The following is a 14,345-nucleotide window of genomic DNA, read 5'->3' on the forward strand; positions in this document are numbered from 1 at the left end:
CATCGGCCAGACTGCCGCCGCAATGAAAACGCCTGTACGCCAGTACGGGAATCGCATCAGTAATTCTTCCGCAGATCGAGCCCTGTGTATAAAGAAGCGACTTCATCCGAGTAGCCGTTGAACATCTGCGTATCCCGCACATTTGGCTTGAACAGGCTGTTTGGCAGTCGCCGCTCCCGCGCCTGGGTCCAGCGTGGGTGATCAACCGTCGGGTTCACATTCGCATAGAAGCCGTATTCATCTGCCGCGATACTCTGCCAGGTCGTCTTCGGCTGCTCGCTGACCAGGCTGATACGGACGATGGATTTAACGCTCTTGAAGCCGTACTTCCATGGCACCACCAAGCGCAGAGGCGCACCGTTCTGATTCGGTAACTCGCGGCCATACATACCAACCGCCAGAATCGCCAGTGGATTCATCGCCTCATCCAACCGCAAGCCTTCTACATAAGGCCAATCGATCAGGGCAAACCCTGAACGCTGGCCAGGCATGCTCTTGGGATCCTGCAAGGTTTCAAAACGGATGTATTTGGCCTTGGACGTTGGCTCGACCTGCTTGAGCAGCGCCGAGATTGGAAAACCGATCCACGGAATGACCATCGACCACGCCTCGACACAGCGCAAGCGATAGATGCGCTCTTCCAATTGGTACGGCTTCATGAAGTCTTCCAGCGCATAGCGCCCTGGCTTACCCACCTCCCCGTCGACCACAACACTCCATGGTTCGGTTTTCAGCGAGCCCGCATTCGCCGCCGGGTCGCCCTTGTCGGTACCGAACTCATAAAAGTTGTTGTAGTGAGTGGCGTCTTTATAAGGCGTGATCGCCTCATCCTTGACGTTGACCGCTCCCCATTTAGTAGAAGGCAGCTTCTCAGTGAACCATGCAGGTGCCTTGCCCGGCTCGACATCGGCATACCGCGCCGCATCGTCGGCATTGGCCCAGCGCGGCAGGCTGCTGACGGCGATACCGGCAGCAGTGACCCCCAATAATTGGCGGCGAGAAAGATAAATGGCTTCAGGCGTGACATCCGACTCGTGGCAGTCGGACGCTTTGGGGACTTTGATCAACATGGCAACTCCGCAGCTTTGGAGGACAGATGCACCCATAGACTGCGGAGTATGCGGGAAATTACATCACTCGGCTTTTTTGTGCCGACGAAGATGCAATAAGTACTGCACCGGGCCGGAAGCGGCGTAGGCAAGGAACACCAACAGCAGAATGCGCGGTGGATCGCTAAACACCACGGCAAACACCAGCACTACCGCAAGAATCGCCACAAACGGTACGCGCCCCTTCAAGTCCAGCTCTTTAAAGCTGTTGTACTTGATGTTGCTGACCATCAGCATGCCGGCAGCCGCCACCATCAACGCGACCAGGAACGACATCTTCGAACCCTGGATCCCGTAATCACTGAATGCCCAGACAATCCCCGCCACCACACCGGCCGCTGCCGGACTGGCCAGACCGATGAAGTAACGTTTATCCGCCGTGCCAACCTGCGTATTGAAACGCGCCAGACGCAACGCCGCGCCTGCTACATAGATGAAGGCAACCATCCAGCCGACCTTGCCCATGTCGCCCAACGCCCAACCGAATGCCAGCAACGCCGGTGCAACACCGAACGCGACCATATCCGACAGCGAGTCGTACTCGGCGCCAAAGGCACTTTGCGTATTGGTCATGCGCGCGACACGACCGTCGAGGCCGTCGAGCACCATGGCGACGAAAATCGCGATCGCGGCGAACGCGAAATACTTGCTCGCGTTCGCCGAATCACCGGCACTCAACGCAGCCTGGGCGCTCATCGAGTTGATGATGGAGTAAAACCCTGCGAACAGGTTTGCAGTGGTGAACAGGTTCGGCAGCAGATAGATACCACGATGCCGGACTTTACGACCTTCTGCGTCGTGCCCTTCTTCGATGTGTTCATCGATGGGCAACAGGCTTTCGGCGTCAGAAGCCTTGTTCGGCTCTTCGGGACGTTCGCTCATGGACATTACCTTGCAACGGTTTGAAGAAAATTCGACAGATGCTTGAGGACGACAGTTCGGCCACAAACGCTGCAGCTTTATACCAGAACCACCGCCTCAAACGAAAAAACGCGGCCGAGGCCGCGTTTTTTCATACAAGAGACAACGACTTAGTTTTTGGCTTTGTCGACGATCTTGTTGGCACCGATCCACGGCATCATGGAGCGCAGTTGCTCGCCGATGACTTCGATACCGTGAGCGGCGTTGTTACGACGCTTGGCGGTCATCGAAGGGTAGCCGGTTGCGCCTTCGCTGATGAACATTTTGGCGTATTCGCCGTCCTGAATACGTTTCAGGGCGTTGCGCATGGCCTGACGGGATTCGGCGTTGATCACTTCCGGACCGGTCACGTACTCGCCGTACTCAGCGTTGTTGGAGATCGAGTAGTTCATGTTGGCGATACCGCCTTCGTACATGAGGTCAACGATCAGCTTCAGTTCGTGCAGGCACTCGAAGTAGGCCATTTCCGGCGCGTAGCCAGCTTCAACCAGGGTTTCGAAACCGGCTTTTACCAGTTCAACGGTACCGCCGCACAGAACGGCTTGTTCGCCGAACAGGTCGGTTTCGGTCTCGTCCTTAAAGGTGGTTTCGATGATGCCGGTACGACCGCCACCAACGCCAGCGGCGTAGGACAGCGCAACGTTTTTGGCGTTGCCCGAGGCGTCCTGGTAGATAGCGATCAGGTCAGGGATACCGCCGCCCTTCACGAACTCGGAACGTACGGTGTGACCCGGAGCTTTCGGCGCGATCATGATCACGTCGAGGTCGGCACGCGGAACAACCTGGTTGTAGTGGATCGCGAAGCCGTGGGAGAAGGCCAGGGTGGCGCCTTTCTTGATGTTCGGCTCGATTTCGTTTTTGTACAGCGAGGACTGGAACTCGTCCGGGGTCAGGATCATGACCAGGTCGGCGGCAGCAACAGCGGAAGCAACGTCGGTCACTTTCAGGCCGTGAGCTTCAGCTTTGGCAACAGTGGCCGAACCTTTACGCAGACCAACGGTAACGTCGACACCGGAGTCTTTCAGGTTGCACGCTTGGGCGTGGCCCTGGGAACCGTAACCGATGATGGCAACTTTCTTGCCCTGGATGATCGACAGGTCGCAGTCTTTATCGTAGAAAACTTTCATGAATTTCCCCTTTATATCCAGGCCGTTCAGGCCATTCGCTAATTTGGTTTAGATGCTGAGTACTTTGTCGCCGCGGGCAATGCCGGTCACGCCGCTACGGACGGTTTCCAGAATCGATGCGGTGCCGATGGACTGAATGAAGCTGTCGAGCTTGTCGCTGGTACCGGTCAATTGAACGGTATACACGCTGGCGCTGACGTCGACGATCTGTCCACGGTAAATATCGGTGGTGCGTTTGATCTCGGCGCGCTGGGCGCCAGTGGCCTTGACCTTGACCAGCATCAGTTCGCGCTCGATGTGAGCGCTTTCCGAGAGGTCCACCAGCTTGACCACTTCGATCAGCTTGTTCAGGTTTTTGGTGATCTGCTCGATGACTTCATCGTGGCCCACAGTGGTCAGCGTCAGACGCGACAGGGTCGGGTCTTCGGTCGGGGCCACGGTCAGGCTTTCGATGTTGTAGTTGCGCTGCGAGAACAGGCCGACTACGCGAGACAAAGCGCCGGGTTCGTTTTCCAGAAGCAAGGAAATAATGTGCCGCATGATTAAGTACGCTCCGTCTTGCTCAGCCACATATCGCGCATCGAGCCGTCTTTGATCTGCATCGGATAGACGTGCTCGCTGGTGTCGACCGAAATATCGATCACGACCAGGCGATCCTTCATGGCGAACGCTTCTGCCATCTTCGACTTCAAATCTTTCGATTCGGTGATGCGTACGCCAACGTGGCCGTAGGCTTCAGCCAGCTTGACGAAGTCAGGCAGCGATTCCATGTAGGAGTGTGAGTGGCGGCTGCCGTAGCTCATGTCCTGCCACTGACGAACCATCCCCAGAACACCGTTGTTGAGGATGACGATTTTCACTGGCAAGCCATACTGCAGGCAGGTCGACAGTTCCTGGATGTTCATCTGAATACTGCCTTCACCGGTGACGCAGGCAACGTCGTCATCCGGGAAGCTCAACTTGATGCCCATGGCCGCCGGAAAACCGAAGCCCATGGTGCCCAGACCACCGGAGTTGATCCAGCGATTCGGCTTGTTGAACGTGTAGTACTGCGCAGCGAACATCTGGTGCTGACCCACGTCGGAAGTGATGAAGGCATCGCCTTTGGTCACTTCGCAGAGGGTTTCGATCACGGTCTGCGGCTTGATCAGGCTGCCGTCGCCCTTTTCATAAGGGAACAGGCCGCGATCACCGCGCCATTCATCCACCTGCTTCCACCAACTGGCCACGGACTCCTTGTTCGGGGTCTCGCCGATTTCCTTGAGAATCGCGACCATTTCGGTCAGAACACTCTCAACCGGACCAACAATTGGCACGTCGGCCTTGATGGTCTTGGAAATCGAAGCCGGGTCGATGTCGATGTGAATGATCTTGGCGTTCGGGCAGAACTTCGCTGCGCCATTGATCACGCGATCGTCGAAGCGTGCGCCGACAGCCAGGATCACGTCAGCATGGTGCATCGCCAGGTTGGCGGTGTAACTGCCGTGCATGCCGAGCATGCCGATGAACTGACGATCAGTCCCCGGGAAACCACCCAGGCCCATCAAGGTGTTGGTCACTGGCAGGTTGAGCATTTTCGCCAGTTCGGTCAGCGGTGCGGAACCGTTGCCGAGAATTACGCCGCCACCGGAGTACATGACCGGACGCTTGGCCGCCAGGAGCATTTCTGCTGCCTTGCGGATTTGCCCGGAGTGACCACGAACGGCCGGGCTGTAGGAACGCAGCTTGGCTTTCTTCGGGAAGATGTATTCGAACTTCTCGGCCGGGTTGGTCATGTCTTTCGGGATATCGACCACGACCGGCCCCGGACGACCGGATTGCGCCAGGTAGAAGGCCTTCTTCATGACTTCCGGGATTTCCGAGGCGTGCTTGATCATGAAGCTGTGCTTCACGATCGGCCGGGAGATACCGATCATGTCGGTTTCCTGGAACGCGTCGGTGCCGACCATGGTGCTTGGCACCTGACCGGAAATGATCACCATTGGAATCGAGTCCATATAGGCGGTCGCGATACCGGTAATGGCGTTTGTGGCGCCAGGACCGGACGTCACCAATACCACGCCGGCTTTACCGGTGGCACGGGCATAACCGTCAGCCATATGGGTTGCCGCTTGTTCGTGACGAACCAGAATGTGAGTCACTTCCGGTTCTTTGAACAGGGCATCGTAAACATGCAGGAGAGCACCACCCGGGTACCCGTAGATATATTTGACGCCTTCGTCACGCAAGAAGCGGACGAGCATCTCACCGCCAGATAAAAGCTCCACGTTGTTCACCTCTAAAACGCCAGAATACCGTCCACAAAAAAGGGGCGGGTCTTAATAGGTTTACTTCTCGGCAGAGCATGAGCGACGGTGGTCGCCGACTACGTCAGCACTGACTGAGCAAGTATTGGGATCGTCCCAAGTGTTGCGGGCCTTTCCCACCCAGCGCGAGGTAACGCGTTGCGGGTGTAACAGGTCGGCGCGGATGTGCGCCTCATGATCTACCGAGTGGGTCTGCTTCTGGCAGTCCCTCTACAGCGGACTTTGGATTCTTCTGTTTCGCCCTCTCCAAGTCAAGCCGTCTATGTGGTTAATTGTGGGTAAGCACATGAGAACGCAAGAAAAAACCTGAAAACCGCTACTCTGTTAGTGTCAATTGCGCAATTTTGCCAAGGAATCAGCATGCGAACGCTCCTCCTTACTCTGCTGATCGGCCTCAGCCCATGGTGCATGGCCGCTCAAATCTACAAATGGGTCGATGCCCAGGGGGTCACGCACTTCGATGCGCAGCCGCCACCGGGTCAGCAGTCGACAACCTTGCAGACGCCCTCCTCGCCCCCACCGAAACCGGCGGCAATGCCGGGCAGCGGTGTATTGGGCGATCAGAAGGCGATTGATGACAGGGTGAAGAAACAGGTGGCCGACCAACAGGCGCAGCTCAAACAGTTTTGCGAGCAAGCACGCACGAACCTTGCGCAATTGCAGAACAATCCGCGTTTGAGGGAAGAGGTGGAGGGACAGATGCGACGGCTGGATGATGCGCAGCGTCAGGAACGCATTGTCGAGGCTCAGAAACAGATAGCCGAGAATTGCCAATAGGCATCTGCAGGACTGTAGGAGCTGTCGAGTGAAATGAGGCTGCGATCTTTTGACTTTAAAGATCAATAGATCGCAGCCTTCGGCAGCTCCTACACAGAATCGGTATTAGCGCGAGGCAGTGATCAGCAGGTCAAACTCTTTAAGCAGCACCTGAAGCTGCCGATCCTTGCCACCCAGGTTGCGCTGGGCGAAGACCATTTCAGCCATTTCCTGAATCCCCGAGGCATTCGGCAATGGCAGATCCTCCTCAAGGATGTATTTCATCTTCGGCAGGAAGATCCATTGCAGCCACTGCTCGAAATCCAGCGTATCGACCGAAAACGGCTCGACACTGCTCAACGCTTCCGCCGACGGCGGAACCTCGTCCCACCAGCCTTGAGTGCGCAGTTCACGCTCGATCAGCAACAGCTGATCGGCGATTTTCGGGAAACGGGCATCCATCACAGCGAAACCTTGGCCTTCTGACGGGCCTGAGCGGCGCCCGCTGAATCGCCTTGTTTCTCACGGGACTGAGCGATGACTTCCCACAGGTTGGCCTGCAGGTCCGGACGACCGTTGGCCATGGTCAGCGCACGACGGGCGAACTGCTCGGCTTGCGGCGCATCACCTTGGGCCATGCGCACTTGCGCCAAGCGATAAAGCACTTGCGGCTCACGCGGGGCAACTCGCTGAGCACGCTCCAGGCTGGAGGACGCACCGTTGAGGTCGCCGCCGGCCTGTTGCTGCTGCGCTGTGGTCAGCAAGGCGAGCACCGGACCATCCAGTTGCTCGTCGGCGGAAAGTCCACCGCCACTGCTGGCCGAAGGAATTCCGCTCGGCGTCGAAGGCATGTTGTAAGTGCCCGAGTTGATCGGCGCCGATTCAACTGCTGATGGGTTGTACGGCCCAGGCGTGATACCACCGGACGCCGGACCCGGCACGATTGGCGAGGAGCTGATCGGCGCAGAAGTCGTCGCGCCGCCACCCGGCACCATCACCACCACGCCAGTGTCACCTTGCGGAATCGCCTGGGTCTGGCCCTGTGCTGGACGCTTCACCGTCGTTTGACGGAAGCCGCCATTGGCCGAAATACGTTCGCTGTTGGACACCGCAGTACCGGAGTCAACCACTGGAATCGAACCACGCTGTACGGTAGAGCAGCCGCTGAGCAAAGCCACGGCGGTCACCGCTGGAATCAACCACTTGTTCACTTGAAACCCTCTTTGCTTAATTCATCCAGCCCTTGACCCAATCCATCACCGACTCGCCGGAGGCAGGCGTTTCGCCCGCACACGCGGCGCCGGGTGGCGGTTCGCTGCCGCGAATATACGGCATCTGCACCGCCCCCGGACAGTTGGCATCGGAACCCTGCCCGGTACGCGAATCGACCCAAGCCTGTACGACATTGTCCGGCTGCGGCATGTCCAGCGGTAGCGGATCGGCCTTGCGCATGAAACTGGTCCAGACCTGCAACGCACCGGTGGCCCCGGTGAACGGCGTCTTGCCGTTGTCATCGCGCCCCAACCAGACCACCGCCAGCAGATCCTGACTGAAACCGGCGAACCAGCTGTCCCGGGAATCGTTACTGGTACCGGTCTTGCCCGCCAGCGTCAGGGTCTTGGGCAACACGTTATAAACCGAGCTGCCGGTACCTTCACGCATCACGCGCTGCATGGCGTTCTGGATCAGATAGATGGACGCCGGATCGAAACGCTGCTCGATCTGGAACGGATAACGCTTGAGCGGTTCGCCCTCGGCGGTCAGCACACTGCGAATGCCGCGCATCGGCGTATTGAAACCACCGTTGGCCAGCGTCTGGTACATGGTCGCGACTTCGATCGGGGTCATGCCACCGGCGCCAAGCAACATCGACGGGAATGCCGGGAACTCACGCGTTACGCCCAGACGACCCAAGGTCTTGAGTACGTTAGGTACGCCCACTTCCAGGCCCAGACGCGAGGTCGACAGGTTGTAGGAATGCGCCAGGCCTTGATAGAGGAACACGGTGCCGTGGGAGCGACGGTCGTAGTTCTGCGGTTTCCACACCTGACCGTTCGCGCCTTTGACCGACAACGGATCATCAGACAGCCAACTGGTCAGGGTGTACTGGCTCGGCTTTTCCAGCGCAGTCAGATAAACCGCAGGCTTGATCAACGAGCCGATCGGTCGCACGGCATCCAGTGCGCGGTTGAAACCGGCATAACTGGCCTGACGACTGCCGATCATTGCCTGGACCTCGCCGGTTTCCGGATTGGTCACGACCATCGCCGCTTCGACATCGTCGGAGCCCTTGCGCCCGGACAGACGTTTAAAGGTGTCGTTTACCGAGGCCTCGGCTTTCATCTGCAGGATCGGGTCGAAGCTGGTGAAGATGCGCAGACCTTCTTCGGTCAAGTCTTCGTCGCGATAGTCTTCACGCAACTGGCGTTTGACCAGATCGATAAAGCCCGGGAACGAGCTGTCGGCGAGCTTGCCGCGAGTAGTCACGCCCAGCGGCATTTTCTTCGCCGCTTCAACCTGTTCGGCCGTCGCCACGCCTTGCTGCTCAAGCACGTCGAGCACCAGGTTACGCCGCTCCAGCGCGCGCTCAGGATTGCGACGCGGGTTGTAGTAGGACGGACCTTTGACCATGCCGACCAGCATCGCCACCTGATGTAGCTTCAGCTCGGACAATGGCTGGCCAAAGAAGAACTGGCTGGCCAGACCGAAGCCGTGCACCGCGCGCTGACCATCCTGCCCGACGAAGACTTCGTTGAGGTAGGCCTCAAGGATTTCCTTTTTGTCGTAATGCAGCTCCAGCAGCATCGCCATCATCGCTTCGGTGAGCTTGCGGGTCAGGCTGCGTTCATTGGTCAGGTAGAAGTTTTTCACCAACTGCTGGGTCAGCGTACTGCCGCCCTGCGTCATCTTGCCGCCCGAGGTGTTGACCCAGATAGCCCGGGCAATCGACTTCGGCGACACGCCCCAGTGGCTATAGAAGTCGCGATCTTCGACAGCGATCAGAGTTTCGAGCAGATACGGCGGCACTTGATCAAGCTTGATCAGAATGCGGTCTTCAAGATTCTTCGGATAAATACCGCCGATCATCAGCGGTTCGAGGCGCACCACAGACAATTTCGATCCGTTGGTCGCCGACAGCTCAGCCACATAATCGCCAGAGAAACGCACGCGCACCGGCTGCGGTTTCTCCAAGCCTTCATAGAACTGGAAGCCACGGGTATTCAGATCGACGGTATTGCCGCTAACGGCTGCCGCGCCGGGACCATTGCTCACGGCTTCGCGGCGATAACCGAGGGCATCGAGTTCGGTAAGGAAGTCGTCCTTGCTGAGCTTTTGTCCGACGAACAGCTCGAGCGGCCGCGCGTAAACCTTGGCCGGGATGGTCCAGCGCTTGCCGGAGAACTTCTCCTGCACCACGGCATCGAGGTAAACGGCGAAGCCAGCCAGCACGACAAGGCCGACCAGACTGAGTTTAATGGCCCAGCTCAACCATGGGCTAAGGCCCTTGGAGGGTGGTTTTTTCTTGGTACGGGGGGATCGAGTTCGAGTCATGGCGGCGGATTATACGCACTTTATTCATCCTCAACAGGAGCGCTCCGAGGTTTGCGTCGGGCTGGCGAGCGGCCATAATGGCGGACTCGAATTTCCCCCAGTCTCTGAAGGATCGCCCGTGAGCCAGTCTCTGATCGCTGCCCTGCAAAACCCGGCCCTCTACCCGCACCCTGTCGAAGGGTTTCAGGTCATCGAAACCCATATCTCGTGGGTGATCCTCACCGGTCCCTTCGCTTATAAAATGAAGAAGCCGGTTAATTTCGGCTTCCTCGACTTCACTGGCCTCGAATCGCGCGCGCATTTCTGTGCGGAAGAGCTGCGTTTGAACCAGCGCCTGACCGATGATTTGTATCTGGAAGTGTTGCCAGTCACCGGCAGCCTTGAAGCACCGCAACTGGGCGGCGACGGTCCGGCCATCGAATACGTACTGAAAATGCGTCAATTCCCGCAGAGCGGTTTGCTCAGCACCTTGCAAGCCAACGGTGAGCTGACGACTCGGCACATCGACGAGATGGCAGAGCAGATCGCACGCTTCCACCTCACCGCGCCAAAGGTCCCGGCCGAACACGACGCCGGCACCCCGGACAGCGTGATGGCGCCGGTCTCGCAAAACTTCGAACAGATCCTGCCGTTTCTCAGCGACAAAAACGATCTGCTGCAACTCGATGCACTGAAAGCCTGGGCCGAAAGCAGCTTCGAACGTCTCAAGCCACTGTTCGCTCAGCGCAAGACCGAGGGTTTCACCCGTGAATGCCACGGCGATATCCACTTGGGCAACGCCACGGTCATCGACGGCAAAGTGGTGATCTTCGACTGCATCGAGTTCAACGAACCGTTCCGCTTCACTGACGTCTGGGCCGACACCGGTTTCCTCGCGATGGACCTGGAAGACCGTGGTCTGAAATCCCTGGCGCGCCGCTTCATCAGCCAGTATCTGGAACTGACTGGCGACTATCAGGGCCTGGAAGTGCTGAACTTCTATAAAGCCTACCGTGCACTGGTGCGCGCCAAGGTTGCCCTGTTCAGCATGCCGGCTGACGCGACCCCGGTGCAGCGCGCCACCACCCTGCGCCAGTACCGCAACTACGCCAACCTGGCCGAAAGCTACAGCACCATTCCTTCGCGCTTCATGGCGATTACCCACGGCGTTTCCGCTGTCGGCAAGAGCCACGTGGCCATGCGTCTGGTCGAAGCGCTGGGCGCGATTCGCCTGCGTTCCGATGTCGAGCGCAAGCGTCTGTTCGGTGAGCAAACCGTTGCCAACGACGTGCAGGCCGGTATCTATAGTGCCGACGCCAGCGCCGCCACTTACGCGCGTCTGCATGAAATCGCTGAAGTGATCCTGCACGCCGGTTTCCCGGTGGTCATTGACGCGACTTACCTCAAACGCGAACAACGCGACAACGCGGCAAAGATCGCCGAAGCCACCGGCACGCCATTCCTCATCCTCGATTGCAACGCGCCACAAGCGGTGATCGAAAGCTGGCTGGCGATCCGTCAGGCCGACCAAAAGGATCCGTCCGACGCCACCCTGGCGGTGATCGAAGCGCAGCAGGCCAATCGCGAAGCGCTGACGCCGGAAGAAATCCTGCGCAGCAAACGCGTACAGACCAATGAGTCCGGCACGCTGGACACCGTGGTCGCGCAGATTCGTCAGCGCCTGCCAGGCCTGTAAGAAACTATTTCGGCCGTGAAGCCCTCGCTTGCTTCACGGCCGTCAAATAGTGGCACTATACTGGCGTCATAAAACCAACGGTGATATGACATGAGCCAGCCGAAACTTCTCGACACCCCGCTATATGCCTTGCTGCACAAAGACGACATCACAGGTTTCAACAAAGAGCGCCCACAAGATGGCCCGATCGACATGGTCGGCGGCGATTTCCGTGGTCTTGATTTGCGTGAACTGAATGCCGATGGCGTGGATTTCAGGGACGCGTATTTCCGTTCTGCCGATCTGCGAGGCATCGATTTCCGCAATGCGTCGCTGGAAGGCGCGAGCCTGGCTCACGCGCAGATTTCCGGGGCTTACTTCCCGCCGGAACTGAGCGCTGACGAGATTCTGATGTCGATGAATTTCGGCACGCGCCTGCGCTATCGCACCCGCTGATAGTTGCCTCCCCTCTGACACGACGCCCACCCTGTAGGAGTGAGCCTGCTCGCGATAGCGGTCTAACATTCAACACATGTGTGCCTGCCAGTCCGCTATCGCGAGCAGGCTCACTCCTACATTGATATGTGTTTTTTCCCCTTCTTTCTGCGTTCGCAGGCCTTTCAAGCGCCCTTTCTTAGAAGCGTTTGCGTTGAATCTGACCAAACAATCACGCTTTTCCTACTGATGGCTACACTCCTGAGAAGCTCGCCCACGCACCATTCGGCCGTCGCAAGGAGGCTTGATGAATGATGAACTGCAACACCTGAAGAATCTTGGCAAGACGTCGGCGCAATGGCTGCATGCCGTGGGCATCCACAGCGCCTCGGACTTGCGTCGCCTGGGCGCGGTGGACGCCTACCGGGCCGTGCGTACCCGCGGGTTTCGCGCATCGAAGGTGTTGCTGTATGCGATCGAAGGCGCGCTGATGGATCTGCACTGGAACGACATCCCCGCTGAACGCAAGGACGCCCTCAACAAGCAACTCGAAGCCATTTCCTCGCGCCACAAGAACTGAACGGGCATTGACCGTCATGTATTTACTGGGGGAACAATCGGCCTACGCCGATGCCTTGATCAACCGTTTGCAGAGCTTGCCCGCACTGTGGCTGCGCGATTTGGCGCCTTGCGGGCCAATGCTGGAACTGGAGGCGGCGGATGATTTGCTGACGCAGTTACCCGCCGATCAGCTATTCATGCTGAATGAAGGGATGATCAACGGCTGTATCGGCGCCCGTCCGCTGTTTTATTGGCAGGACGGCGATTTGATCGGCCTTCAGCAAGGTGAGGACTGGGCTGATTGCCGTTTGTGCAGTGACGGGGCGTTGCGCTTGACGCCCTATTGGCGCCGTGAGGTTTTCCAGCATGTGTATGCCGACGCTCATCGGACAGACCAGTTTCTAGAGTATCTGCTGGGGCAGATGGCGATCCTCGCCCATGCCGTCGCGGAACTGAAACCGCGTGAGTTTCGCAGCACCAATGGCTTCAAACGGGTCGAGGCGGGTGAAATCCTGATTAACCAAGGGGACGCGGCTGATCACGTGTTCGTGATCATCGACGGGCATGCCGAAGCGTTTGTCGACGGGCATAAGGTGGGAGATGTGGCCAAAGACGAGATTTTCGGTGCCATGGCCGTGTTTACCGGCGAGCCACGCAATGCCACGGTGATAGCACGAGAACCGAGCACGGTGATGCTGATTCCCGGTGATCATTTTTTGAGCATGACCCGCACCAATCCAAAGATCGCCCACAGCCTGATCGAGAGCATGGCACGGCGGATCGGCCAGTTGAATCGGCAGATCACGCAAATGACACCGACTGAAGGTCAACGCTAAAAGTCTTTGTTTGCGGGGCGTACCGACCATTTTCCGGACGATTTCAAAGAAACGGAAAAACAGTTGTTGACTCGGTAATGAGAATCGCTATGATTATCACAACTGGTCGCGAGATCAGTCGATATTCTGAAAAGCCCTTGGTTCGGACTCTCAGATTATCTCCTCATCAGGCTAATCACGGTTATTTGACCCGGTTTTTACCGGGTCTTTTTTTGCCTGTGGAAAAGTCATTTGCCGAACTGTTTACGCATCTGCTCGCAGTAATCCTGTTTTGGCGTGGCCGGCGTGTACCAAACGTAATCGGCCATCGCAGCCGTTACCTCGGAGCCATGCTCCGCCAACAGCAACACGGTGGGTGCCTGGGCGGCGCCCAGATCAACAACATGCAACGGCACGCCGACGTCCTTGCGCGCATGCCACGCACCGGCCAGCAGGACTGAAGGTGAAGGAGCCGCCAGCAGACGCTCGGCCATACGCCGATCACGTTGTTGCTGAACGGCGAGCATCGCCGGCATCTGTGATTCGGGCAGCAGGCCACAATGGGAATCGCTGATCTGTTCCAGCAAAACAGCTTTCACGGATGCTGTATTGCTGCGCTCCCCGTTAAGCACAGGCGGATCACGATAGAAGGTGCGGATTTCAGCGCTGTTCAAATTCGCCGCCAGCAGTGGATACGGCTGAGTCAGCGCGAAGCGGACAATGGGTCCATAGAGATTCCAGTCCCAGCCGTCCTTCCAGGCCAATGCGGCTGGGAAGTCCGCGGGCGGCGTTGCAGCCTGGCGCACTTGATCAATGCGAGGCTGCTGATCCGGCGTGAGCATTTCCAGTAACAGGCTGCCCTGCGGCCGCTGCTCACCGAGCGAGCGCAACAGCCACAATTGCGCGGCGTGATGATCGGCGTTGTCATGCTGTTCACCGATAATCAGCCGTTCAGACTCGACAAGACGCGTCAGCAACTGCTGTGCCGTCAGCACCTGACCGTTGCGCAGGTCGCGAATCTCGCCACTGATCGGCGGTGGCGCCGCAACATGCTGACACCCCGCAAGTAACATCACCGCCAACAACCACAACCCACGCATGCCATCACC

General features: G+C 58.0%; 15 protein-coding genes (1 of these 15 cut by a window edge). 5 read left to right on the forward strand and 10 right to left on the reverse strand.

The window, feature by feature from the left end:
- The 6 genes from msrQ to LOY43_RS24010 all read right to left on the reverse strand — a co-directional run.
- Window positions 1-57, reverse strand: partial view of a protein-methionine-sulfoxide reductase heme-binding subunit MsrQ gene (gene msrQ / locus LOY43_RS23985; RefSeq protein ID WP_258708823.1) — the start only. Its footprint begins 567 nt before the window's first position; the window shows 57 of its 624 coding nt (coding positions 1-57); it begins with the start codon at window positions 55-57; its stop codon lies off the left edge, out of view.
- Entirely contained in the window at window positions 57-1,070 is a 1,014-nt protein-coding gene (gene msrP, locus LOY43_RS23990; protein ID WP_095048651.1) for a protein-methionine-sulfoxide reductase catalytic subunit MsrP, read from the reverse strand. Before msrP ends, msrQ begins: the two co-directional genes overlap by 1 nt.
- Before the next feature lie 63 nt (window positions 1,071-1,133).
- The gene (gene pssA / locus LOY43_RS23995) at window positions 1,134-1,991 is read right to left on the reverse strand and encodes a CDP-diacylglycerol--serine O-phosphatidyltransferase (protein WP_016983477.1); all 858 of its coding nucleotides are present in this window, start codon (window positions 1,989-1,991) and stop codon (window positions 1,134-1,136) included.
- Window positions 1,992-2,140: 149 nt separating this feature from the next.
- The gene (gene ilvC / locus LOY43_RS24000) at window positions 2,141-3,157 is read right to left on the reverse strand and encodes a ketol-acid reductoisomerase (protein WP_007909969.1); all 1,017 of its coding nucleotides are present in this window, start codon (window positions 3,155-3,157) and stop codon (window positions 2,141-2,143) included.
- Window positions 3,158-3,205: 48 nt separating this feature from the next.
- The gene (ilvN, locus tag LOY43_RS24005) at window positions 3,206-3,697 is read right to left on the reverse strand and encodes an acetolactate synthase small subunit (RefSeq protein ID WP_003176102.1); all 492 of its coding nucleotides are present in this window, start codon (window positions 3,695-3,697) and stop codon (window positions 3,206-3,208) included.
- Between the two features lie 2 nt (window positions 3,698-3,699).
- The gene (locus LOY43_RS24010; protein ID WP_093434972.1) at window positions 3,700-5,424 is read right to left on the reverse strand and encodes an acetolactate synthase 3 large subunit; all 1,725 of its coding nucleotides are present in this window, start codon (window positions 5,422-5,424) and stop codon (window positions 3,700-3,702) included.
- 399 nt (window positions 5,425-5,823) lie between these two features.
- Between LOY43_RS24010 and LOY43_RS24015 the strand changes: the two genes are divergently transcribed.
- Window positions 5,824-6,240, forward strand: coding sequence for a DUF4124 domain-containing protein (locus LOY43_RS24015; RefSeq protein WP_095048652.1), 417 nt, complete (start codon window positions 5,824-5,826; stop codon window positions 6,238-6,240).
- 105 nt (window positions 6,241-6,345) lie between these two features.
- On the opposite strand, the gene LOY43_RS24020 is transcribed toward LOY43_RS24015, so the two are convergent.
- The 3 genes from LOY43_RS24020 to mrcB are packed head-to-tail and all read right to left on the reverse strand — an operon-like array spanning window position 6,346 to window position 9,771.
- Window positions 6,346-6,681: a YqcC family protein gene (locus LOY43_RS24020; RefSeq protein WP_095048653.1), complete on the reverse strand. Its 336-nt coding sequence runs from the start codon at window positions 6,679-6,681 to the stop codon at window positions 6,346-6,348.
- Window positions 6,681-7,430: a hypothetical protein gene (locus tag LOY43_RS24025; RefSeq protein WP_095048654.1), complete on the reverse strand. Its 750-nt coding sequence runs from the start codon at window positions 7,428-7,430 to the stop codon at window positions 6,681-6,683. The genes LOY43_RS24020 and LOY43_RS24025 overlap by 1 nt, the downstream gene beginning before the upstream one ends.
- 16 nt (window positions 7,431-7,446) lie before the next feature.
- Window positions 7,447-9,771, reverse strand: a complete 2,325-nt coding sequence (gene mrcB, locus LOY43_RS24030; RefSeq protein WP_095048655.1) for a penicillin-binding protein 1B — start codon at window positions 9,769-9,771, stop codon at window positions 7,447-7,449.
- Between the two features lie 118 nt (window positions 9,772-9,889).
- Between mrcB and LOY43_RS24035 the strand changes: the two genes are divergently transcribed.
- The 4 genes from LOY43_RS24035 (at window position 9,890) to LOY43_RS24050 (ending at window position 13,257) form a co-directional block, all read left to right on the forward strand.
- The gene (locus LOY43_RS24035) at window positions 9,890-11,446 is read left to right on the forward strand and encodes a bifunctional aminoglycoside phosphotransferase/ATP-binding protein (protein WP_095125441.1); all 1,557 of its coding nucleotides are present in this window, start codon (window positions 9,890-9,892) and stop codon (window positions 11,444-11,446) included.
- A gap of 90 nt (window positions 11,447-11,536) precedes the next feature.
- Complete coding sequence (locus LOY43_RS24040) at window positions 11,537-11,881, forward strand: pentapeptide repeat-containing protein (protein WP_007909940.1); 345 nt, start codon at window positions 11,537-11,539, stop codon at window positions 11,879-11,881.
- 286 nt (window positions 11,882-12,167) lie between these two features.
- Complete coding sequence (locus LOY43_RS24045; RefSeq protein WP_258708824.1) at window positions 12,168-12,440, forward strand: TfoX/Sxy family protein; 273 nt, start codon at window positions 12,168-12,170, stop codon at window positions 12,438-12,440.
- A 16-nt stretch (window positions 12,441-12,456) separates the two neighbouring features.
- The gene (locus LOY43_RS24050; protein WP_220556999.1) at window positions 12,457-13,257 is read left to right on the forward strand and encodes a Crp/Fnr family transcriptional regulator; all 801 of its coding nucleotides are present in this window, start codon (window positions 12,457-12,459) and stop codon (window positions 13,255-13,257) included.
- Between the two features lie 227 nt (window positions 13,258-13,484).
- Here LOY43_RS24050 and LOY43_RS24055 read toward each other — a convergent pair whose 3' ends face one another.
- Window positions 13,485-14,336, reverse strand: a complete 852-nt coding sequence (locus LOY43_RS24055) for a ChaN family lipoprotein (protein ID WP_099757198.1) — start codon at window positions 14,334-14,336, stop codon at window positions 13,485-13,487.
- Window positions 14,337-14,345 lie beyond the last annotated feature (9 nt).

Source organism: Pseudomonas sp. B21-041, from assembly GCF_024748675.1.
Classification (GTDB): Bacteria; Pseudomonadota; Gammaproteobacteria; order Pseudomonadales; family Pseudomonadaceae; genus Aquipseudomonas; species Aquipseudomonas neuropathica.

Bases quoted from the DNA above. Each gene is read 5' to 3' on its own strand.
- LOY43_RS24050 (WP_220556999.1), top strand. From the start codon at position 12,457: ATGTATTTACTGGGGGAACAATCGGCCTACGCCGATGCCTTGATCAAC.
- ilvN (WP_003176102.1), bottom strand. From the start codon at position 3,697: ATGCGGCACATTATTTCCTTGCTTCTGGAAAACGAACCCGGCGCTTTG.
- LOY43_RS24045 (WP_258708824.1), top strand. From the start codon at position 12,168: ATGAATGATGAACTGCAACACCTGAAGAATCTTGGCAAGACGTCGGCG.
- LOY43_RS24015 (WP_095048652.1), top strand. From the start codon at position 5,824: ATGCGAACGCTCCTCCTTACTCTGCTGATCGGCCTCAGCCCATGGTGC.
- ilvC (WP_007909969.1), bottom strand. From the start codon at position 3,157: ATGAAAGTTTTCTACGATAAAGACTGCGACCTGTCGATCATCCAGGGC.
- pssA (WP_016983477.1), bottom strand. From the start codon at position 1,991: ATGAGCGAACGTCCCGAAGAGCCGAACAAGGCTTCTGACGCCGAAAGC.
- mrcB (WP_095048655.1), bottom strand. From the start codon at position 9,771: ATGACTCGAACTCGATCCCCCCGTACCAAGAAAAAACCACCCTCCAAG.
- LOY43_RS24055 (WP_099757198.1), bottom strand. From the start codon at position 14,336: ATGCGTGGGTTGTGGTTGTTGGCGGTGATGTTACTTGCGGGGTGTCAG.
- LOY43_RS24020 (WP_095048653.1), bottom strand. From the start codon at position 6,681: ATGGATGCCCGTTTCCCGAAAATCGCCGATCAGCTGTTGCTGATCGAG.
- msrP (WP_095048651.1), bottom strand. From the start codon at position 1,070: ATGTTGATCAAAGTCCCCAAAGCGTCCGACTGCCACGAGTCGGATGTC.
- LOY43_RS24040 (WP_007909940.1), top strand. From the start codon at position 11,537: ATGAGCCAGCCGAAACTTCTCGACACCCCGCTATATGCCTTGCTGCAC.